This window comes from Sphingobacterium sp. WOUb80 (assembly GCF_050058145.1).
Lineage (GTDB): Bacteria > Bacteroidota > Bacteroidia > Sphingobacteriales > Sphingobacteriaceae > Sphingobacterium.
The window spans coordinates 5,908,276-5,931,440 of sequence record NZ_CP165617.1 but is presented as its reverse complement, the minus strand read 5'-3'; the positions used below and the strand labels follow the sequence as shown (position 1 = coordinate 5,931,440).

The window sequence follows — 23,165 nt, the reverse complement described above, 5'->3', positions numbered from 1 at the left end:
AATGAAAGCGATTAAATTTCTATATATTGGATTACTTGCCACAGCATTCACGGCATGTACCAAAAATTTTGAGGAGATAAATACGCCTCCTAAAGATCCTGTCTCGGCATCAAATGAAGAACTGTTCAACGGAATTATTAGCTCGCTTCCATTAGCTGCAGGTGAATATTCTGTCATGAACTCTTGGATATACTCCATTACGCAACAGGGCGTTGTCGAGGGAAACAATCACTATAATTTTGATAATGCAAGAAATGGCGTCTGGGATCCTTATTACAGTGCAATGGCAAGTAGTAGATTATTAGAGTCTAGAATTGCCGAATCAGCCAACGTTTCTGCAATGAATAATTTTAGCGCGATGATAAAAACATTAATCGCTTATAAAACATTCAAAGTAACCAACTATTTCGGCAATATTCCTTATTCTAAAGCAGGCTATGCTCCAATAAAAAAAGCGGAGGGCTATAACGCTGCGTATGAAAAACAAGAAGATATTTACAAAGCCTTATTGGCAGACCTAAAGTGGGCGGTAGACAATTTCAATCCAAGCTCCGATCAATACTCACCACAGGCATACGATACCTTCTTCAAGGGAGACGTCTCCAAATGGTCTAGATTCGCTAATAGTTTACGGTTATATATTGCCGTCACCATGTACGATAAGAATCCGACCTTAGCACAATCCCATATCACCGAGTCCTTGAACAAACCACTTCTGGGAGATGGTGAAGATATTGGTCTATGGCCGGCTCAAATCCCTGGATTAAGCTTCCAATGGCGTTCCTGGTCTTTTGTACAGGACTGTAACTTAAGATTAGGCTCTACCATGTGGAACCTATTGTCGGACAATGATAATACGGATGGAAGCGGAATTTTTGACATTCGTGCCAAAATATTTTTTGAAACAAATGACGCCAATGAGTGGAAGCCTGCACAACAAAATGCAGCATTAACAGAAACAGGTTCTCCTTATAAAAGTGATAAAAGAAATAGCCTAGCTAATTGGGCCGACAAACAGGGGTCTATTCATTCTTCGTTCAATTTCAACATTGCCGCAGACTTAAATTCAATCCCCGAATTAATGTTAACATCAGCTCAGATACAACTTCTAAAAGCGGAAATTTACAACAGAGGTCTAGGTGTTGCTGCAGATCAAAACAAAGCTCAAAGTGCCTATGAAGCCGGAATTAAGAACTCTTTAAACATGTGGAAAAAAATCGCTTTTAATGCTCCGAACTGGTTTATTGATAAGCCTACACAAGAAACAGTCACAAATGCGGAGCTAAATAAGGTATTAAATAATGTAAAAGTGAAATACGATGTATCTTCTCCCGCTACTTCATTATTAAAAATCTATGCCCAATTGTGGATAGATCAGTACCGTCAACCCTTCGATGCTTGGACTCTACTTCGAAGAACTGGAGGAAAAACCCCTAAATCAACGATAAATCCCAACGGTTATCAAGATAAATATGGAAATCTTAATCGATTCAGATATCCAGACGGCGAGCAAAGCTATAATAATGCTAATTGGAAAAATGAAACACAGGGTTCGGATCTTACAAGTAAGAAAATATGGATTCAACCTTAAAATAGAAAGTAAAATATCCTACACAAGCGCTCCAATACTGGAGCGCTTTTTTTTTGACTACTCTATTACTATTTAAAAGATACTTATCAAAGAATAAAACTTTTTAAAAATTTTAAAAAGTTATTTTATCTTAACATAAAAATAACATATCTTTAGCACACCCTAAGGGGGTTACACTAACAAAACACTTGCTATTACATGGAACTAAAGGAGAAAATCCTTACCTATCTATATTATTTAAAAGAACAGTCTATTGCTGGCTTATCTAAAAGTCTCGCAAAAAGTACGCCTATTGTTACAAAAGCAATTAATGAATTGCTGGAGCAAAAAATCATTGTAGACAAAGGGCTAGCAGCATCTACGGGGGGTCGAAGAGCAGCATTATATTCTTTAAATGAAAACCTCGACAATTTTATCGTTAGTGTCTCAATTGACCAATTTTATACTTCAATATATCTTAGCAATTTACAACAAGAGATTTTAGCAGAGGAAGTTGACATCAAATTGGATCTCACAGATCCAACCGCCAGTGCCAATATCCTTAAACATCTCCGAATTTTCATCGAAAGCCATATTGACGCAGAAAAAGTAATTGGTATCGGAATAAGTATGCCTGGATTTGTCAACTCAACTACTGGCCTTAACAACTCATACACAGAGGATAATCCACTGCACTATCTCAAAAACACCCTTGAAACAGAATTTAATATTCCGACTGTCATCGACAATGACTCTCGCTGTGTTGCTTGGGCTGAAAAAGAATTTGGCAGTGGAATCAATAGCACACATACGCTGGTCATTAATCTGAATTGGGGAGTAGGATTGGGAATTATCATCAATGGCGAAATATTTACTGGAGCAACAGGATTTGCCGGTGAGTTTAGCCACATTCCACTGTCCAACACCAACAGCTTGTGCTCCTGTGGAAAAAGAGGTTGTCTTGAAGTAGAAGCCTCTTTAAAATCGGCTATCGATCAAACTGAAATTGCGATCCAACAAGGTGAATATTCAATTTATAGCACGTTGATAAAAACGATGAGCAATAAGAGTGACGCCCTGATAGAAGCTGCAAAAATTGGTGATCAATTAGTTATCTACCAAATTGGGAAAATCGGATTTATGATTGGAAAGGGAATATCCACTTTATTACATATACTCAATCCAAACAAGATCATTATAAGCGGAAGAGGAGCTGAGATCGGAAATATATTAATGCCACAGATCCAAAACGCAGTTAATGAGTTCAGCATTCCAAGGATTGCCAGGATGACCAAAATCGAAATCTCAACGCTACATAAGACAGCTCAACAAAGAGGGACAACGGCCTTGGTTGTTGAACATCACATTAATCGTTTATTAAATACTATTTAACTACCTGAAAAAGATGCCAGAGCTAAAAATACCATATAATCTGCTAGGAACAATCACTGATTATTCAGTAAAAACTGAGTTTTAATCATATCCTTTGTTACAATTAACATTGATATTAAAAAGATATGCCAACATTATAGCTAAAAATAAATATCTGAGCAATACTTTTTAAAAAATTTAAAAAGAATTTTGAACTTAACAGAAAGACTACATATCTTTAACATCATAAACGCTAATACTGAATCACATTAAGAAAAGTACCTTGATGAAAATTCAGGAGAAAAACATACTAACGATGATATTATAACATATCATTAAAAATACCGAGGAATAACTTTTAAATGCAATCATAAGATATTATAAATACAAAGAATAAATACACGAAATGCGCAACCGATTGCGAAACATAAATTATATAAACTTTTACATCTATTATAAATAAACACGTCAAGTTTAAAGCAAATTGCATTAAGCCATGACAAATTAATAAACAGTACAATTAACTGACACATTTACACAAATACCTAAAACATGAGTCTATTTTACAAAAGAACTGCAGGATTAGCGTTATGTACACTATTTAGTGCTACATCACTCTATGCGCAGCAAAGCATCACTGGAACAGTTTCAGATGCCAATGGACCTATTTCTGGTGCAACTGTTACTATAAAAGGTACAACCAGGGGCACACAAACAGCAGCAAACGGTTCCTATACCTTACAAGCTTCTAAAGGCGAAACCTTAAGAATATCCATTATTGGATACAAATCACAGGATATTGTAGTTGGCTCCACTAAAACGATTAATGTAACCTTAACCCCTGATGCCTCTGCACTGGACGAAGTTGTTGTCACAGCAATGGGCATTAAACGTGATTCCAAAGCTCTAGGCTATGCTGTGAGTACAATCAAAGCAGAGGAACTCACGAAAGCAGGAAACACCAACTTTGGTTCCGCACTATATGGTAAAGTTGCTGGTTTAAAGATCACAACAGCACCGGGTGGGGCGTCGAGTGCCGTAAATATTCAGATCAGGGGTATTAACTCCCTTAATTATCAACGTCAACCGCTCTATGTGGTAGATGGTGTCATTATCCGTAATGATGAACAAAACGGAACTAAAGGAGCCAATAACAACAACTATTGGGACGATCAGCGTATCCGTGGTAATGGTATGTTAGATATTAATCCGGCAGATATTGAAAGCATGTCCGTTTTAAAAGGATCAGCTGCGAGCGCATTGTATGGATCCGATGCAGCAAGTGGGGTTATTGTCATCACAACAAAAAAAGGAATTAAGGGTAGAGGTTTAGGCATTGACTTTAACTACAGCGGTTCTATCGAACGTGCTGCATTCTTACCTAGATTCCAAAATATTTACGGTCCTGGTTATGATGCTGCCACAAACATCGCCAATGGTGCAGATGCCGAAGGTTGGATCGCATATAAAGATTCTCCATCAGGAAGACGTCCCTACTTTCGTTCATATGGTAACTTTGGTCCAAAATTCACTGGCGAAGAGGTAAGCTGGTGGGATGGTTCAACTAAAAAATACGAAGCACGCGAAAATAACTTTAAAGATATCTTCGATACTGGTTATAATTCGAACATTAACTTTGCGATTTCCAATCAAACAGACAAAGTCAACTATCGTCTGAGCGGTACGCGCATGGATTACAAAAGTACCAGTCCAGGTTCAAAACAAAGCAGAAACACATTTAACCTAAATAGTACGGTGAAGATGCATGAAAAACTATCATTGGATCTCGTAGCGAACTATACAAATACAAAAACACATAATCGTACGGCATTACTCGGACAAGTCCTAGGATCCTATGGAGGCTTCTTTAGCCGAACTGAAGATATGTCGGTATTAAAAGAAAAATATCAAACTTCCGATGGCTATAAATATTCGCCTGCGACGACTGGACGCGATGAAGATTTCAAATTTGCAATTCGACCATACAATTTGTTGGACTATTTCTGGTCTCAATATAAAAACAATTACGAAGAGACAGAAAACCGTTTATTAACCAGTGCTACCTTAAATTGGGAAGTCGTAAATCACCTTAAGTTGAGAGGTCGTATTGGTAACGATTTTACTTCGGCAGCAATTACAAATCAACAATTTAACGAGTATGCAACTCGTTATAATTCCACAACCAACAGTTCAGGAGGATTCAGCACTGCAAAGGGACTATACTCAATATTATATGGCGACGTATTAGCGACTTACGCCAACAAAATAAATAGTGATTGGGATTATAGTGTAAGTGCTGGTTTCCAATCTCGTGAAGAAAACTATGACGATCAAACGTCTACCACACAAAGTGGGCTTGTAAAAGAAAACTGGTTTAGTCTCAACAATAGCTACGCGCCAGCAACCACCACAAATGAGCGTAAGAAAAAAATAAAATATGCCTATTTCGGAATGGCCAATATCGGTTATAAAGGATTTGCTTATTTAGATGGTACATATCGCTCGGAATATTCCTCAACTATGCCTCCCGGCAACAACAACTACAAATACGGTTCAGTTAGCGGAAGTTTTATTTTTAGTGATGCTTTGGGGCTAAAGTCTGAAAAATTCAATTTCGGTAAATTACGGGTATCTTATGGTATTGTCGGAAATGATGCCGGAATATATGCTGCCACTATTGCAAACATTCAAAGTCCTCTAGCTACAATCAATGGATCTGTGCCTTCACTAACATATAGTTCGAAGTATGGCAACTTAGCACTTATGCCTGAGATGAAATATGAATGGGAGTATGGTTTGGAATTGAAATTTCTAAAAAACAGATTAGGATTAGATGTCAGCTATTATGACAACTACATCGACAAACAGATTCTAGATTTAACGAAAGAAGCATCTGTAGGTGCTACTCTCCAAGCAGCCAATATAGGCCGTATCTCTAATAATGGTCTCGAAGTTTCATTAACAGCAACACCTATCCAACATGAAAATTTTAGTTGGAATACCCGTCTAAACTATTCCTTCAATCGTACAATGGTGGATAAATTAAGTACTGGCGGAGACATGCTAACGTTCTATAGTGCCGATGAAAACTCACTAAAAGTCGTAGCCGAAGTGGGGAAAAAATTAGGAAATATTTATGTCTATGATATTGCTAAAAACGACCAAGGAGATAATCTGATCTCTGATGAGGGTTACTATGTCATCGATAAAACAAAGTACAAATATGTAGGAAATATATTACCAAAAGCAATTGGCGGTATGACCAATACATTCAATTATAAAAACTTCTCACTAGATTTCACCGTAGATTACCGTTTCGGAGGCAAAATGGTCTCTGAGAATCAAAAATACGCTATGGGTACCGGTGCGTATGAAAATACTTTGGAATACCGAGAAACGGGTATTACCTTGGATGGTGTAAATGAGAAAACCGGAGCTAGAAATGATGTACACCTAAGCGCAGCTGAATATTACATGAATACCTTCGCATGGGGAGCGGATTCATGGACCGAGAAAGGCGCGGTATATGATAACTCTTTTGTCAAAATGCGAGAACTATCCGTTAGTTACCGAATCCCATCTTCTGTGACTCAAAAGCTCAAATTAAACAATGTAAGAGTATCGTTATTGGGTAGAAATCTATTTTACTTCTACAGAACCCTTAAGAATATTGATCCAGAATCTCCAGTTGGAAATCAATGGTGGTCACAAGGGGTAGATGTTGGCTCTAATGCTGCAACAAGAAGTTTTGGATTTTCATTGAATGCTAATTTTTAACCGTAATTAATCATGAATAAATCATTTTATATATTCTTATTTTTAACACTATCTACCTTTGGATTTACAGGATGTAAATCACAATTGGAAGATGCGTTTAACGATCCCGATAAAACCACTGAAGCTAGTATCCCTGGCTTTTTCACCGATTTGTTAAATAACGATCGAGTTCGCCCTTCGTATTGGCACTATAGAACATTTATACTATCGAATCAAGCGATATATACGCAAACCGCTTCTTTTATACCAAACAATACAATGTACCAGCCAAATGATAGTTATTCCTATGGCTATTGGACGGATTTCTATGCTCCCGGTGTACTGGGTATCTACCGAAAAATGCAAGCAGCTTACGCGGTACTAACCCCAGAAAATCAAGCTAAAGAAGAAGTTTTCCTTCAAGCCGGTAAAGTCGTCATGTACGATGAAGCATCAAAACTCATCGATAATTATGGTGATATTCCTTTTTCAGAAGCAGGGAATTTACCATTAACAGGTATTTCTAAAAAAGCAAAATTCGATGATCAAAAAGAGTTATACTATTCTTTTATAGATGATCTAAAAGCAATCAATACATATTTTACTAAAGCTGCTACAACAGGTGATTTTTCAAAATTCGACATCTTAAATAGCGGAGGTATTGACAAATGGAGACGTTATGCCAACTCTTTGCGTTTACGTTTATTAATGCGCATCTCCAATGTCGATGAAAGCAAAGCTAAAACAGAAGTGTTAGAAATGTTGAATAATCCCGGTACATACCCATTAGTAGATGGTTCTGCTAATGCAAACTACCTCCCTGGAACTACAGACATTTTGCTTCAACCATTAACAACGTACACAGGTACCTTGCGTCAAGCTTTAACAGAAGGAAATAATCAATACGCAACGGATTACATGTTAAATAAAACAATGAAACCCGCAAATGACCCCCGTATTCCTGTGTTTTACGATAAATTTGGTGTAACGAAAGATGGTGTATTTACCCCAAATAAGGAGTATAATGCGATGCCAATTACCTTCACTGAAAATGACATTTTAACAAATTATCAAAAATATGCGGTGTTGGATTCGGCAACTTTCTTTGATAACGCAAAACTGCCAGGAATCGTTGCGACTGCATCTGAGACTAACTTTGCTAAAGCAGAAGCTTACTTAAGATGGGGTAGTGATACAGATGCAAAAGCTGCTTATGATCTAGCGCTTAAACAGTCAGTTACGTTCTATTATTACCTGAATAATTTAAATACATCAGGCTTGAAAACTGAGACAAAACCTACTGATGCCGTCATCACTAATTTTGTTGACAATTCAACTGCGAAATACAGTGGGACCTCAACTGCAAAATTAGAACTGATCTTGACCCAAAAATGGCTTCATTATGGATTCTTACAGGCGCAACATGCATGGTCAGAATATAGAAGAACGGGTTATCCAAAAATTACGATCCTAACAGCTGGAGCTGCAAATTATTCTACTCTTCCATTAAGATTTTTATATCCTACAGGTGAAATTTCGAACAACTCCGAAAATTACGAAGCTGTTCGTTCAAAAGATACTAGAACAACAAAAATCTTTTGGGACGTAAACTAAAATATTAACTACATCTATCTATTAAGAAGGCCACCTAAGGTGGCCTTCTTTTTATCATTTTCATTATCTTTATCCATGCAAAAACTAAAAACCATTATAACCACCGCGCTAATCGCTTCAAGCACAACGCTAGCGTTTAGTCAAGCACATAACGTATCTAATGGCTATCAAAAACCGACAGATCCCTTAGTGATTGAAAATCTTGAACAATGGCAAGATATGAAGTTTGGCCTTTTCATGCACTGGGGCACCTACAGCCAATGGGGAATCGTAGAAAGCTGGAGCATCTGCCCTGAAGATGAAGGCTGGACCCAGCGCAAACCCGAACATGGTAAAACCTATTTTGAATACCTCAAGAACTACGAAAATCTGCAAACCACCTTTAATCCAACAGATTTTAATCCACAAAAATGGGCTGATGCTGCAAAAGCAGCCGGCATGAAATATGTCGTCTTTACGACCAAACATCACGATGGATTTGCCATGTTCGATACCAAGGAGTCGGATTATAAAATCACCTCTTCCAAAACGCCATTTTCGACAAATCCAAAAGCAAATGTAACCAAAGAGATCTTCAACACATTCCGCAACGATGGATTTAAAATTGGTGCTTATTTCTCCAAACCGGACTGGCACTCTGATTACTACTGGTGGTCATACTTCCCTCCAAAAGATAGAAATGTAAATTATGATCCTAAAAAATACCCGGAACGCTGGCAAAAATTCAAAGATTTTACCTACAATCAAATTAACGAGCTGACTTCCGAATATGGCAAGGTTGATATCCTTTGGTTAGATGGTGGCCAAGTCCGTCCCTTAGAAACGGTTGACAAATCTGTTGACTGGCAACAGACGATCAAAATGGATCAAAATATTGACATGGACCGCATCGGTGGCATGGCAAGAAAAAATCAACCGGGTATTATCGTCGTTGACCGTACTGTTCCTGGGAACTGGGAAAATTATGTAACACCTGAGCAGGCGATTCCTGAACATCCTTTGGATATTCCGTGGGAAAGTTGTATTACCATGGGTAATTCGTTCAGCTACGTTCCCAACGACCAATACAAACCGACCAAAAAAATCGTAGAAACATTGGTAAAGATCATTTCCCGTGGCGGAAACTATCTTTTGAATATAGCGCCCGGTCCTACCGGAGATTACGATCAGGCTGCATACGATCGCTTGAATGAATTAGCCGCTTGGATGAAAATCAATCAAACCGCCGTTTTTGCAACCCGTACGATTGCGCCTTATCACCAAGGTGACTATTACTACACCAGAAGCAAAGACAGTAAAGTGGTCAATGTTTTCCATCTTTCTGAAGGAGATGCTTACCAGCAGCCCAATGAATACGTCTTTCAGGTACCTGATAATTTCAGCGTCAAAAAGATCGCTATCCTAGGTCATAAAGGCAAATTGGACTGGTCTCAACGCGGTAATCAAATTACCTTGAGAAGTCCTGGTACAAGATTTAATTATGCCACAGCAATTCAATTGCAAGGTAAATAAGACAAATTGCCGTTGGATTATATCCAACGGCAATTGACGATTCAAACAACCATAGACACTGCTAATGAAGGTGTCAGTCTGCCAACACCCGAACCGCAACGCTTCTTTCCTAAAAAATAAGAATAAACTCACCATCTGGTTTTTAAAACCCTTGAATTCCAATGAAAAAAATCAACCTAATTTCCTTAATTATAATCCTGTTCTTATCTTCATGTGCAACGTATAAACCTCAGATCCTGGTGTCGGAACAAATCTTTAAAACAGGTCAGGTTCCATTCCAACAATGCCATGCTTCCACCATTCAAGTCATCGGAAAAGACAGCTTATTGGCAGCCTGGTTTGGTGGCACGCATGAATCTAACCCCGACGTCGTCATCTGGAGTTCCCTATACAGCAATGGACAATGGCAGGCCCCTGTACAGATTGCAGACGGCATACTTGGTGACACGCGTTTTCCGACCTGGAATCCTGTCTTCTATCAATATCCGCACAGTGACACCCTCTTTTTATATTATAAAGTAGGTCCTAACCCAAGAGAGTGGAAAGGCTACGTCAAACATTCCCTAGATAAAGGAGCTAGTTGGTCTGCTGAACAACAATTACCTGAGGGTATATTGGGACCTATCAAGAATAAGCCACTCACCCTGAAAAACGGATTGCTGCTCTCCCCTTCCAGCACGGAATCCAAAGAAGAAATATGGAAAGCCCATCTGGAAATCAGCCGGGATCACGGCCGTTCCTGGTCTATCAGCGCGATACGCCCCGACACGAGCATACAGGTCATTCAGCCAAGTGTAATCCAACATGCAGATGGACGCATTCAGGTACTCTGCCGAAGTAAAGAAAATAAGGTGATGGCCGCTTTTTCGACAGATCAAGGCCTTACCTGGGGTTCCTGGCAAGCGACAAACCTGCTCAATCCCAATTCGGCCACCGACGCCATCCGCTTAAACAATGGTTTATTTATGATCGTCTTCAATCCAGCCATAGCAGGCAACGACTGGTGGGAAGGACGGACAAAACTTCACGTCGCCATATCGAAGGATGGCTTACAATGGAAAGACGTCCTAACCTTGGAAGATGGGGTAAAGAACGATGAGTATTCGTATCCGACAATCATTCAGGATCCGAAGGGCTTCATCCATATCACCTATACCTGGAACAGAAAAAGTATCAAACATATTGTGCTCAAATAAAAAAAATAGGGCTGTCCAAAATTGGGCAACCCTATGCTATAGTTTGTGGTTTAGGATTAATAATCTCTCGTTAATTCCATTTCGCCTTTAAGTCGGATATCATCGGAAGATGCTCCTACCAAAAATTTAAACTTTCCTTTCTCAGTCTTCCATGCGTTACCTGCATTCCAAAGTTTGAGGTCTTCTTTGCTCAATTGAAAAGAATAGCTCGCTGTCTTCCCTGCTGCAATGCTTTTACGTTCAAATCGCTTCAGCTGCATGACTGGCGTTACAACCGAACTTACCTCATCAACAACATATAATTGCGCCACCTCATCACCAGCCAATTTACTCATGTTAGCGACATCGAATGACACTGTACAAAGGAAATCATCGCCGCTTTCTTTCAGGTTGACCTGTAAATTACTGTAATCAAAACTACTATAGCTCAGTCCGTATCCAAAAGCATACAATGGTTTGGCCGACATTTCCACATAATCGTGGTGTTTGGGTTTTGTATGATTGTAATGTACTGGAAGCTGGCCGACCGAACGAGGTACCGAAATCGGTAATCTTCCAGCGGGATTGTAGTCACCAAACAAGACATCTGCAATAGCCAAGCCTCCCTCCTGTCCGGGGTACCAGGCATTCACAATTGCCGGCACATGTTCAGCTGCCCAATTTAAGTTCAATGGTCTCCCCATAATCGTTACAAGTACAACTGGTTTTCCTGTCGCCTGCACCGCTTTCAGCAACTTGATCTGATCGCCCATCATATCAAGAGAAACACGATCAAATCCTTCTCCACTCTCCATATCACTTACCGTATTGGGATCAACATTAGCTGCTCCAGTTGCTTGATATGAGGTTTTAAAATCACGTGCACTCGAACCACCCAGGACTAAAACCACTGCATCGGCCTGCTTTGCAGCTGCGACAGCAGCAGCGATATCGGAATTGCTGGTATCACGGATCGCACATCCTTTAACATAATCGATCTTGGTATTTTTATCGACTGCCGCCCGGATTCCCGTCAGCAAGGTCTGCACTTTACCTTCAGCCTGTGGAGCAGTATAGTCTCCCAGCTGATTATAGGTATTGTCGGCATTCGGCCCAATGACTGCAATTCGTTTGAGCGATTTACTTAACGGTAGTATATGCTGATCGTTTTTAAGCAAAACAATGGACTCTCTGGCAACCTGCCTTGCTACCATTTTATTTTGTACGGTGGCAACTTTTTGAGCGACCAATTTCTCATCCACATAAGGACGATCGAAAAGCCCAAGATTGAACTTCATACGCAATACACGGGCTACTGCTGTATCAAGAACGGCGGGTTCAACAAGCCCTTGCTGCACAGCCTTGAGCAGATTAGGACCATAGCCCGTTCCGCTTAAGTCTACATCCAGTCCAGCATGTATACTCTGTGAAGCCGCTTCTTCAGCGGTAGCAGCAGTGGCATGTCCCCCATTAAGCCCCGATATGCTCAATAGATCGGACACAACAAAACCACTAAATCCCCAGTCTTTGCGTAAGATGTCTTTTAGCAGCCATGGATTGGCAGAACAAGGAATACCATCAATACTATTATATGCCGTCATCACCGACCCAGCTCCCGATTTTACAGCACGCTCAAAAGGCGGCAGAAAATACTGTCTCAGGCTTCGTTCTCCAAACGATACGGACTCACCATTGTGACCGCCATCCGGTGCCGCATAGGCTACAAAATGCTTTAAAGTTCCTATTATTTTATCGCGCTCACCTAGCTTCTCACCCTGAAAACCACGGATCATTGCACTTCCCATTTGTCCAATAAGATAGGGATCCTCTCCATAGGTCTCTTCTGTCCTGGACCAACGCGGATCTCGTGCTAAGTCCAATACAGGACCATAGCCATTTTTACCACCCACGGCATAAGTCTCCATAGCGATTGTTGATGCCATATCCTGAATCAACCGTGGGTTCCATGTACTCGCCTGTCCGATCGCCGTAGGGAACACTGTTGCACCAATAGCCATATGTCCATGTGGCGCCTCCTCAGACAATAACAATGGAATGCCCAGTCGTGTACTATCCACCATATAACGTTGGATCGCATTTGTAGCGCGCGCAGCTTCTACAGGGTTCAGACCATTCAGCAGTGTTTTCTGTGTCCAGGGATCGGCACGTAAGGTAGCCCACAATAATCCGATATGTTGTTCTTTTACTGCTTTTCGTAATTTATCACTGATTGTCACCTGCTTTCCGTTCTTGGAATACATATCCCATCCCAGCAGTTTACTCAATTGTCCGACTTTTTCCTCGACAGTCATTCTTCCCAATAGATCGTTTACGCGTTTTTCAGTAGGCAAAGTACTATTTTTATAAGGGAATTGCTGGGCTTGGAGCTGTGGACAGAGCAATGAGGTCATTGCCGTCAAAAGTAATATACGGACTTTCATATTAGATTATTGTTTTTCTATTTTCTATTCTTTGCCATGATCTGAATATATCACATCACCCAGTTTATGCAACCGGTTTCAAAAACACTAAATTAACGATTTAGCAGAAATAATCAAGTTAAATTTTGATTCCTTGTTCTTTTAATAATCGATATAGCGGCATCATCGATGTAAACAGCATTAACGTAAAACAGCACAATCAACGGTCTATTTTAAATTACCTGCTGAAATGAAGGAAAACAAATCGCAAAATACACGAAATTCCTTCTCGTACATTGCGAGATCAGCACTACATAAAGGAGCAGTAGAAATTGATCCAGTGAGTAGAATGAGATTTTATTCATGCATATCTGAACAAAAAAAGAAAGACGGCAAGCCGTCTTTCTTTTGAATGTTAAAGGAAATATACTACTTATTTTGTTGCCGCTCGCTTACCTTGAAAATAGTATTCAATTGGAGCTGCGTATGCTGCAGGATTATTATTGCGTGAAATTAATATGAGCTGATCACCATCAAGCTGTACCTCATAACTTTGGTAAGGGCTACTGTCGGCAAACTTGATACTTTTCTTCTCTTTATCATAGATAAATGCGCGATGCTGTTGTTCAGCAAAAATCAAACTTTCAAATGTTAGCTTATCATCCCCACATAGTTCTTTACCACGATTGACAGTGAACTTATTAGCTGATTCAGAAAATGTGAACGTATACACATTATTCTTTTCACAATCTTTCGGTTTGTGCTTCAATTGCTCATTTGTCGTCCCTTTTGCAGACACGATAGGACTCCATTCAAAACTTTCCAGCTGTTTTTGGACATCCATAGGTACAGTCACTTCATTTTCCTTACTACAGCCCGTCAGTAAAAAGAGAATAGCAAAACTGCCCGTAAATAATTTATTCATTGCGGTTTCTATTAGTTATAGCTGTATGACGATCGTTCTAACAATATCGCTACAATAAAATCAAGCATTTTTAACTAAACAGATAAAAATAGACTATGAGCCGGAAAGCACTTCGCGCCACAAACTAGGATGATCTGTTTGAATAAGACGCACAAAAGGATATTTCTCCAAAAAAGATCGATAAACCTCCTCTCCCTCCTGTTCTGCTTTGTCGTCATATTCCCCCAAACTATTCATCCAAAAATAAATGCCTTGTTGGCGCAATGCATTAAGTTTTTCAGTATCAATAAAAAACTCATCAAGATGCACGATCGTCGTTAATTTCATCTTTAGTATGGCCTCTAGATCCTTCACACTACGTGCCCTCGGGAAAAGCGTTATCGTTGGATTAAGTTTGTAAATCTTGGGCATGTCTTTGTAATCGTAAAGAAAAAATAGCACCTGGTCTTCCATCCCTTCCTGTTCAACAAGCGCATAGGTTTTCTTAATAAACTCTTTGCGATCTTCCTTGAAGTCGAGATCAACAATAATTTTTCCCTTTGCTACACGCAAAGCTTCCGATAAAGTTGGTATAACATGATCCGAGGCTTCACTATTTGCCTTTTTGCGTAAATGGAGCTGTTGAAGCTCAGCATACGTTAGTTTAGCAACCTCTCCCTGTCCATTTGTAGTACGGTTCACCGTTTTATCATGCATCAGCACAAGTACACCATCTTTGGTTGCCCTAACATCCACCTCTACCACAGAAGCCCCCAGCCGAATAGCCTCCTCGATAGCAGCAATAGAGTTTTCAGGCTGCTCCAGATGGGCTCCGCGGTGAGCCGCGACATGTAAACTTTTTTCATCGAGCTTTTTTATCAGCGCTATCGACTGGCCATATAAATGGGTTGTAGAACTTACTATCATACTCAACAAGATAGTAGAAAATAAAATCTTTTTCATTGCTGTATCGCTATTTTTTTAAGCAAACTTTTTATTCAGTTATCAGGTAGAAGCTCACTGTTTGGCTTCAATTAATTTACAATCGCCTCATTGGTGCCAATCCGCGGCTTAGTGATGGAGTACTTCGCTTGTAATCGGAATACTCCATCAATTCATTTTTATTTTTTCGACAACTCGAATGAATCAAATAACTGACCATTCAGCTTGTAACTTGAAAAATAAAGTTTATTGGCCGTCAGCCTGATCACTTGATACAATTGTGTCTGTGAGGTCGCAACTTCCATCCAGCGCTCAGAATCTGATTCATACATCTTAGGTCCCGCTACAGACAGGAGATAAATAGGTCGTTTTTTACCCAGCCCGCCACGAGCATAGGTATGATCGTGCCCCTGAAGCACCAAATCGACACCATATTTCTCAAAAATCGATTTGAAACGTTCCCTTAAGATCGTGTTATCACGATTTTTTGCTGTTGAATAAACAGGATGGTGCAGCACAACAATATTCCATTTTTTGGTTGAGGACGCAAGCACCTTTTCCAGCCATTTTTCCTGCGTTGCTGCTGCTGCCGAGTCCAGCATAATCAATTGTGAATTTAGAGAGATCATGCGCAGGTCCTGATAATCCAAGTAATAAACAGCATCCTGCATACCCGCAGGTCCATTCTTCGGCAAGTTGAACTGAACTTTCCAATGCGGATCCAATACAAGTTTGCCAAGTGAGTCTCGGCGGTACTCATGATTCCCCGGGGTCGGAACAGCTGGGATCATTTGATGAATAAACCCTGCAGCCTCATGCCATTCTGCCCACTCCTCGTCGGCATTCGAACGATTGATCAAATCCCCGGCATGAACAATAAAACGGGCATTTGCATCCTGCTGAAACGCACGACGAATGGCACGTGACCACCGTGAACGTAAGTCATTCTGTGCATCTCCCAAATAAATAAAGGAAAAAGCGCCCGAAAGCTCCGCTGTCCTGAATTGATTCCAAGGGCTCCAATTAGTACCGTCGCCAACGCGGTAAGCATAGGTCGTACCAGGTTTTAAATCACGGAAGGTTATCTGTCCATAGGTATCCTGTTGCTGTTCTCTATCGAGCGAGATTGCTGCCCCCTGTACGGTTAATGCCTTTGCTTCAAGTTCAGGATTGCTTTGCTCTTCGGCAATCTGACCGATGATTTTGCCCTCCTTAGCATTTACGCGCCAAGACACAGACTGCGTATGGCTTGGATCATCGGACCAGGTCAGCGTAATCCGATCCGGTTGTTTATACACGGTAGTTGTCTGGCTTTTGCCTTCAAATAAAGTACAGCACAAGCCAATGACAAAAAGAAGATGTTTTATTTTCATTGTAGTATTGATTTTATAAGCGATTTTATTGCTCGTTTTAATGACTTCCTATTTAGGATCAGTAATTACCATGGCTTGTTTGTTCCTTGTAGTAACCAAGGCTTTGACCATGCACTATTTTCATTATCGGCCTGTGAATACGCCGTCTTTTCAATATGTTTCAAGGCCTCTTCAGCATTTTTTTGATTCACACTCATTTCAGTCTGCATATAAGGTACACGTACAGGAAGCTGTGTACGAATGGCCGCAGGTCCTGCTTTTAGCACAGGGTATCCCGTCCGTCTATAGTCGAACCACGATTGTGCAGCTGTTGACCAGCTTGCGATCCATTTTTGTTCAATAATTTGTGCTTGGCTGTTTTCAAAACTCACCCCTTTCTGAAGGATATAATTGGAATATTCGGCCGTCTTTCCCCAACTGGTTAAAGATTCTTGAATCGCACGTTCATAGTAGGTACGGGCTGAAGCTGGCATAGTCCAGCCTTTCCACGCTGCCTCTGCCAAAATGAAATTTACTTCTGCCGCCGAAAGCAATCTTGCCTTCAACAAACCTCCTTTTGCCGAACGATAGCTATCATTGAGATAAGAAACATGTGGATTGATCGAAGTCTGTCCGGGCGTCGGATTGAGGTTATAAGCCGAGGGATTTTTAGAACCACTTGGTGGTAATCCAACATATTCCTTATCCGTATCAATTGGAATGCCTTTAACGACATCTGGCGACACGATACGGACTCCATTAACAATTTTATCGGTACCTGCAGGTTCGCTATTACGAACTTCAATAGGGATGTCGACCTTTCTTGCCCATACTGCTAAACGTGGATCGCCAAGTTCCTGTAGCCTATCGACCAAGGTTGCACACATTTTCATCCTTCTATAGTTGCTTCCGCTGGCATCATATAAGGTATTGGAAGGCCAGGAATCATTCGCATTATTTCCAACAAAGTCCATCAGCACATCATCGGTCGAACTGGTAATGAGGGGAAATCTCTCCGCATTGGCAACAATACTTTCAACCCCCTGTTTGGCAAAAGCTGGGGACTTTTCGGAAAGACGCATATAATACCGTAGTGCTAACGAATTGGCAAACCGGCGCCATTTCGAAGCCTTGCCCCCAAAGTAAACATCTGCATTAGCCAGCACCTCATAGGAACCATCAGGTCGTGATAGAAGTTCGTTGGCTTCTTTCAGTTCGTCGATAATTCCTTTATAGATAATTTCCTGGCTGTCATATTTCGGAAAATTGTATACCGCGTCTCCCAATTCTGCTTTCAACGCATCTGTATAAGGTGCGTCCCCCCATAGATCACTAACCAATCCAAATAGATAAGCACGCATCACTAGAGAAACTCCTTTATGGAAATCTAGCCCTAATTTCTCCGCACGTTTACGCATAAGTTCATTGTCGCGTAGAAAACCATAATAGGAATCCCAACTCAAAATTCCACCAGTCCATTCATAATCATTATGTGAATTGAACCAAGCATCAAATTGGGTATGCTGCATTACTCCCCCGAGATCTGAGAAGCTCAATTCATTGTATCTTTTTGCTGTTCCTGTCAATATCGTCGGTAATAGCAGGTTGGGATTGGCATCCTCCTCACTTACCCCATTCGGGTTGATATTAAGTTCAGTCAGATCCTTACAAGCTGAAATATTCCATACGATCCCCAAGCCAACTACCGCCATTGTGAATCTCTTCAACTGATTTTTCATGATAATTTCGTGTATTAAAATGTCACATTAACTTTAAATCCAATAGGCATTGACCAAGGGGTAACGTTATAACGTTCAATCCCTTGCTTAAAACCAATACCAGTTTCCGGCTGGAAGGCCATTTCCGGGTCTATGCCTACTTTCGCTTTGGTCCATAAGATCAGGTTACGGGTATATATGCCTACACTACCATTTTCTATCCCGAGACGTTTTAGCCATTTTCCCGATAAATCGTAGCTAAATGACAGTTCCCGAAGTTTAATAAAAGAAGCGTCAAATGTAGCTGCATTCATAAAATCCCATGGATAATTGTCCGAGTAAGCGATATATTTTGTTCCTTCGCCACCGAGATTCTCTGTATATCCGGTAATGTTGCCTTTCGCATCATATTGGGCAATAACTCCTGGATTAAAAACTCCAAAATTGCCAACCATGCCACCCACACTGATCGGATAGCCGCCATACTCTTCTCCTGGCCCACCAACAATGGGATAACGATTGCCTTGTACACGGACGAGGTTATTATCCACCAAATAATTACGAAGTGTTTCTCCTGTCATTCCATTGGGGTTGATCATCTGATCAAGAAAGCGTTGCGTGGTTAAGTTCGATTCAAAATAGCGGTAAGTCTGCGACATAAATTTCCCACCAAAACGCATATCTGCAGCAATATTCATTGTCCATTTTTTATAACGGAGACTTGACTGCAGTCCCATGGTGAAATCCGGATTGAAGTTGCCAATTTTATTGCGGCTATTGTTGATACGCACAGCTTGCCAGGAACCGTTTTTATTGAGAATAGGAAATCCGTAATAAGGTGATGATTGATCCTCAACCGTCACTAGCTTGGAATCGTACAGATCCCCAATTTCCTCACCAACATAGGTACGTGCTCCACCCCGGCCGTCGGTCCAGAACGTATAGAATTCTACACCCTCTGAAAGCTCATCGATACGGGTACGATTGCGGTGCCAATTGACGCCAACATCCCAGGACCAATTTTCTTTGGCAATGGGCCGTCCAGATAGAGCTAGTTCAATACCTCGGCTGCTCAATAATCCAGCATTGATATTTTTTGAATTGAAGCCGCTTGAGCCCGGAAGCGTTGTCGAAATAATTTGGTTTTTGTTCTCCAGTTTATAATAGGTTCCTTCAAACTTCAGTCTATTATTCCACATTCCTAGGTCAAAACCAAATTCGTAAGAAGTGGCAATTTCGGGCTTCAGATTAGGCACCAGAAGTGAACCCGAGCGTGTCAACCGCAACACATCTCCCCAGCTGCCAGGGTTACTCAGTACATTGGAGAGGTTATAGGGATAAGTATCATTTCCGACACGCGCGATACCAGCTCTCAGCTTGGCCAAATTGATCGTTTTAGGTAGCGAAAAAACCTGATTGGCCAATACACTGAGGGATGCTGACGGATAGAAATAGGACCTATTATTAACAGGCAGGGTACTTGACCAATCATTGCGGCCCGTTACATCAAGGTAAACCATATCCCGATAACTTAAATTAATCAGTCCGTAAACACTATTTATGGCTCTTTCGGAAATTGTGCTGTAAAAATCCAGATTGAGCGGACTAATATTAGCCAATGTGTAGAGTCCCGGCGTAATGAGTCCAGCGCCATTCTTTGATGTGTTTTGCACAGATTTACCACGGTTATAGCGCAGGTTTCCACCCAATGAGCCTGTGAACTGAAAGGCAGCCAATTTTTTGCTATACGTGGTCAGAAAGTCTATATTCTGTTCCATATTCATCAGATTAACAATCCCATAAGCACCTCTAGGTTCGTTCGTATAACTATAAGGGATTTTTGTTTCCCTGTTTTCCCAATAGATATCCGTTGCGTATCGAATCATGGCTGTCCAATCTTTTTTGATGGTCCAATCTAATCTTAGATTTCCAAAAACGCGATCTCTCGTAAAAGCATTATTCACACCATAGGCAAGAAAATAAGGGTTATTGTGATTTCCTATTGACTGCGAACGCTGTTGGATCTCTTCCTGTCCCGGCAGCCAATAGTCCTGTAAATCCAGGATATTGATATGGGGTGCAACCTCATAGGCCGCCTGAATAGGATTGGTGCCCCGATTGCCTGCAGGTCTGTTGTTGGAGTTATTTCTACTGGCATCAAGTGCAAGTCCCAATGTCAGGCTCTTACGGAGGCGCATGGTCGAATTGATATTCAAGGTATTTCTGAACAGATCCGAATTGGGTATAATTCCCTTATTGGCCATATTGGAATAAGAAAAACGATAATCTAGTTTTTCACTTCTGTTGCTCAAGGAAATTCCATTGGTACTTGTGATCCCTGTTTGAACAAAGTTCTTGATATTATTTGGATAAGATTTTAATTCTGTAGGAATAGGCTTGCCATTCTCATCAAGAGGGCTGTTCCATTGGACAGCTTTATAACCCTTATCCAAAGCAGGCCCCACCATCACACTTGATTCCTCTTCAATCACCAGATTACCCGGTAGGTCACCCGGTCTCCAGGGCATTGTACCGCTTGCAAATTTATTGTGTAGATCAATAAATTTATAAGGAATATCGAATACAGTATTGCTCGTGACAGCAATCGTCATCTTCTCCGCATTTTTACCACTTTTGGTCGTAATCAGCACCACACCATTTCCTGCTCGTGAACCGTAAAGAGCTGCCGCACTTGGCCCTTTCAATATAGAGATATTGTCAATATCTTCGGGGTTGATATTGGCGATTGCGTTGCCATAATCGACTTTGTTATCATCGCCAATCTGACCAATATTATTTAAGCTATTCATCAGCGGCACACCGTCAACCACAAACAACGGCTGATTATCTGTACTCAACGACGATGCTCCCCGGATTACCATATTTACACTGGAGCCAGTCGGTCCGGTAGCGCTGATTGAAACCCCAGGTACCTTGCCAGCCATCCCTACGAGAAAATTATCATTGTTGACCCGATTGATGTCCTCACCCTTGATTTTACCAACGGCATAGCCGAGTGAACGATCCTGACGTTTGATGCCCAGCGCCGTTACGACCACTTCATCCAATTCATTGTCATCTTCGGTTAAGGTCACCGGATATACTTTCACATTGCTGGCATCGACTCTCAGGCTGTTCAGCTCTTTTTTAGCATAGCCAACGTGGGTCACTGTGACGTCATATACACTTGGTGCTAATCTAATGGCCACCTCACCTTGCGCATTAGACGACGCACTTTGTCCAGTCAGCGGAATTCGTACGGAAGCTCCGCCGATCGGTTGGTTTTTACGATCGACAACCTGTAATTTCAAGTCATACAACTCTTGTTTATTGCCATTTTTCACAAGGACGATGCCACCTGCAACTTTTTTCGACTTAATATTAGTCCCATTTAGAATATAATTGAGCACCTCTTCGAAACTTGCATTCTGGAATGTTTTTTCTGCAATTGAAATCCGCTCCAGTTGGAGCATGTTCCTGTCGTAGCCGATAGCTTGGCCTGTTTGTTTTGATAACTGCAGTATTGCCTGAGCGGCGTTACCATTCAAGAGATGGATATTGATATTATCCCAATGTGCCATGCTGATCCTATCCAGTCCCTTGGCCTGGCTACTGGTTACAGCACAGGAGACCATAGAACAAAGAGCAAGCTTGGTCGCAAGGCTGGTAAGCTTAATTATTTTATACATATATTTGTATGAATGTTTTAAACATGAATATTCAGGTGCTCACTGGTCGATTTAGCGGTTTGCCAGGTGAGCACTTTTCTTGAGCAGATAAAAGATGCTGATCTACCCCTACAGCTTATTTGTATAAGATTATTTCATTTTTCTCCCTCCTAAATTTGATTTGATGAATGCTGCAAACGATATTCAGCACTTGATCTAATGACTGTACCTGAGGTATCATCAGCGAATAATTGAATGTATCTGTAGCCAGATTATCAGCAACCAGTACAACAGCATAGCGGTTATAAATAATTTCTTTCAGCTCCTCGAAACCGACATTATTCAGCAGCATACCGCCCTGTGTCCAAAGATTGATGGATGCGGGATCCTTATCGAAGGTTTCAAAGTGATTTTTAGCCAAGTTATACCGCACAGCCTTACCTGGCGTGAGAATATGATTCTCCGCATTTTTTTCACTTGAAACACTCACGCGTCCAGTTTTAACCTCGACAGTCACCTGTTTAGCAGTCATCGAATTGTTTACGTTGAATGAAGTTCCAAGGACTGCTACGGAAACGCTGCCTGTTTCTATCTTAAATGGATGTAAAGTATCCCTTTTGACCCGGAAGAAGGCTTCGCCCCGATCTAAAAAGAATCTTCTATTTGACACAAAGCTTTTACGATCATAGCGAATACGTGTGTTTCCATTCAAAAAAATAGATGTTCCATCAGGCAGTTGGATTTCTTTCAATTCACCTGCTTTGGTCACCATTTCCGTGAGCACTGTAGCGGTCTCCATTCGCTTCGGAGAAAGAAACAAGGGGTTATGCTGCAACAATAACAGACTGCCAGCAGCCAGTATCAGAATAGCTGCTGCTGCAGATCGCCAAATAAGTTTTCTAACCGGCATCTTTTTGGTCTTGACAGATGGAGCGGTTACTCCAACACGAAGAAATAGTTCATGCCTGATGCTATCCCGATGATTTGCATCTGTGAAGGGATCAATATCTTCATTTGAAATGGACTCATACCAGCCGTCGACACGATCTTTCTCCTCGTCGGTCAACTTTCCGCCAAGGTAATCTGCTATGATAAGTTTAAAGCGCTCTAAATTCACTTGTATTAATTTTTATACTAATACAGGTCAGAACACAGAAAGTACT

Annotated in this window: 13 protein-coding genes; 6 read left to right on the top strand and 7 right to left on the bottom strand. The window is 40.9% G+C overall.

Translation table 11 applies throughout. The annotated features are described in order from the left end of the window. The first annotated feature begins 1 nt into the window (after nt 1). From AB1Z56_RS24505 to AB1Z56_RS24480, 6 genes are all read left to right on the top strand, one after another. The gene (locus tag AB1Z56_RS24505; RefSeq protein WP_426790405.1) at nt 2–1,591 is read left to right on the top strand and encodes a SusD/RagB family nutrient-binding outer membrane lipoprotein; all 1,590 of its coding nucleotides are present in this window, start codon (nt 2–4) and stop codon (nt 1,589–1,591) included. Nucleotides 1,592–1,789: 198 nt separating this feature from the next. Further along, a complete protein-coding gene (locus AB1Z56_RS24500) occupies nt 1,790–2,962 on the top strand; it encodes an ROK family protein (RefSeq protein ID WP_426790404.1) in 1,173 nt (390 codons plus the stop codon). Between the two features lie 531 nt (nt 2,963–3,493). After that, nucleotides 3,494–6,718, top strand: coding sequence for a SusC/RagA family TonB-linked outer membrane protein (locus AB1Z56_RS24495; protein WP_426790403.1), 3,225 nt, complete (start codon nt 3,494–3,496; stop codon nt 6,716–6,718). Between the two features lie 12 nt (nt 6,719–6,730). Then, complete coding sequence (locus AB1Z56_RS24490) at nt 6,731–8,311, top strand: SusD/RagB family nutrient-binding outer membrane lipoprotein (protein WP_426790402.1); 1,581 nt, start codon at nt 6,731–6,733, stop codon at nt 8,309–8,311. Between the two features lie 75 nt (nt 8,312–8,386). Beyond that, the gene (locus tag AB1Z56_RS24485) at nt 8,387–9,823 is read left to right on the top strand and encodes an alpha-L-fucosidase (RefSeq protein ID WP_309364622.1); all 1,437 of its coding nucleotides are present in this window, start codon (nt 8,387–8,389) and stop codon (nt 9,821–9,823) included. Between the two features lie 161 nt (nt 9,824–9,984). Next, complete coding sequence (locus AB1Z56_RS24480) at nt 9,985–11,019, top strand: sialidase family protein (protein ID WP_426790401.1); 1,035 nt, start codon at nt 9,985–9,987, stop codon at nt 11,017–11,019. A 56-nt stretch (nt 11,020–11,075) separates the two neighbouring features. Here the strand turns inward: AB1Z56_RS24480 and AB1Z56_RS24475 are convergent, their stop codons facing one another. The 7 genes from AB1Z56_RS24475 to AB1Z56_RS24445 form a co-directional block, all read right to left on the bottom strand. Then, nucleotides 11,076–13,439: a glycoside hydrolase family 3 N-terminal domain-containing protein gene (locus AB1Z56_RS24475; RefSeq protein WP_426790400.1), complete on the bottom strand. Its 2,364-nt coding sequence runs from the start codon at nt 13,437–13,439 to the stop codon at nt 11,076–11,078. Between the two features lie 412 nt (nt 13,440–13,851). Further along, nucleotides 13,852–14,343: a hypothetical protein gene (locus AB1Z56_RS24470; RefSeq protein WP_426790399.1), complete on the bottom strand. Its 492-nt coding sequence runs from the start codon at nt 14,341–14,343 to the stop codon at nt 13,852–13,854. A gap of 93 nt (nt 14,344–14,436) precedes the next feature. Further along, entirely contained in the window at nt 14,437–15,285 is an 849-nt protein-coding gene (locus AB1Z56_RS24465) for a glycerophosphodiester phosphodiesterase family protein (RefSeq protein ID WP_426790398.1), read from the bottom strand. A 158-nt stretch (nt 15,286–15,443) separates the two neighbouring features. Further along, nucleotides 15,444–16,637, bottom strand: coding sequence for a metallophosphoesterase family protein (locus AB1Z56_RS24460; protein ID WP_309364632.1), 1,194 nt, complete (start codon nt 16,635–16,637; stop codon nt 15,444–15,446). A 65-nt stretch (nt 16,638–16,702) separates the two neighbouring features. Further along, entirely contained in the window at nt 16,703–18,355 is a 1,653-nt protein-coding gene (locus AB1Z56_RS24455) for a SusD/RagB family nutrient-binding outer membrane lipoprotein (protein WP_309364633.1), read from the bottom strand. Nucleotides 18,356–18,369: 14 nt separating this feature from the next. Then, nucleotides 18,370–22,023 (bottom strand): SusC/RagA family TonB-linked outer membrane protein, encoded by a 3,654-nt coding sequence (locus AB1Z56_RS24450; RefSeq protein ID WP_426790397.1) that lies wholly within the window; start codon nt 22,021–22,023, stop codon nt 18,370–18,372. Nucleotides 22,024–22,138: 115 nt separating this feature from the next. Further along, nucleotides 22,139–23,119 (bottom strand): FecR family protein, encoded by a 981-nt coding sequence (locus tag AB1Z56_RS24445; protein ID WP_426790396.1) that lies wholly within the window; start codon nt 23,117–23,119, stop codon nt 22,139–22,141. Nucleotides 23,120–23,165: the final 46 nt, after the last annotated feature.

What these genes read in the sequence shown, in the direction of transcription:
- AB1Z56_RS24505 (WP_426790405.1), top strand. Translation starts at nt 2, where the DNA reads ATGAAAGCGATTAAATTTCTATATATTGGATTACTTGCCACAGCATTC.
- AB1Z56_RS24500 (WP_426790404.1), top strand. Translation starts at nt 1,790, where the DNA reads ATGGAACTAAAGGAGAAAATCCTTACCTATCTATATTATTTAAAAGAA.
- AB1Z56_RS24495 (WP_426790403.1), top strand. Translation starts at nt 3,494, where the DNA reads ATGAGTCTATTTTACAAAAGAACTGCAGGATTAGCGTTATGTACACTA.
- AB1Z56_RS24490 (WP_426790402.1), top strand. Translation starts at nt 6,731, where the DNA reads ATGAATAAATCATTTTATATATTCTTATTTTTAACACTATCTACCTTT.
- AB1Z56_RS24485 (WP_309364622.1), top strand. Translation starts at nt 8,387, where the DNA reads ATGCAAAAACTAAAAACCATTATAACCACCGCGCTAATCGCTTCAAGC.
- AB1Z56_RS24480 (WP_426790401.1), top strand. Translation starts at nt 9,985, where the DNA reads ATGAAAAAAATCAACCTAATTTCCTTAATTATAATCCTGTTCTTATCT.
- AB1Z56_RS24475 (WP_426790400.1), bottom strand. Translation starts at nt 13,439, where the DNA reads ATGAAAGTCCGTATATTACTTTTGACGGCAATGACCTCATTGCTCTGT.
- AB1Z56_RS24470 (WP_426790399.1), bottom strand. Translation starts at nt 14,343, where the DNA reads ATGAATAAATTATTTACGGGCAGTTTTGCTATTCTCTTTTTACTGACG.
- AB1Z56_RS24465 (WP_426790398.1), bottom strand. Translation starts at nt 15,285, where the DNA reads ATGAAAAAGATTTTATTTTCTACTATCTTGTTGAGTATGATAGTAAGT.
- AB1Z56_RS24460 (WP_309364632.1), bottom strand. Translation starts at nt 16,637, where the DNA reads ATGAAAATAAAACATCTTCTTTTTGTCATTGGCTTGTGCTGTACTTTA.
- AB1Z56_RS24455 (WP_309364633.1), bottom strand. Translation starts at nt 18,355, where the DNA reads ATGAAAAATCAGTTGAAGAGATTCACAATGGCGGTAGTTGGCTTGGGG.
- AB1Z56_RS24450 (WP_426790397.1), bottom strand. Translation starts at nt 22,023, where the DNA reads ATGTATAAAATAATTAAGCTTACCAGCCTTGCGACCAAGCTTGCTCTT.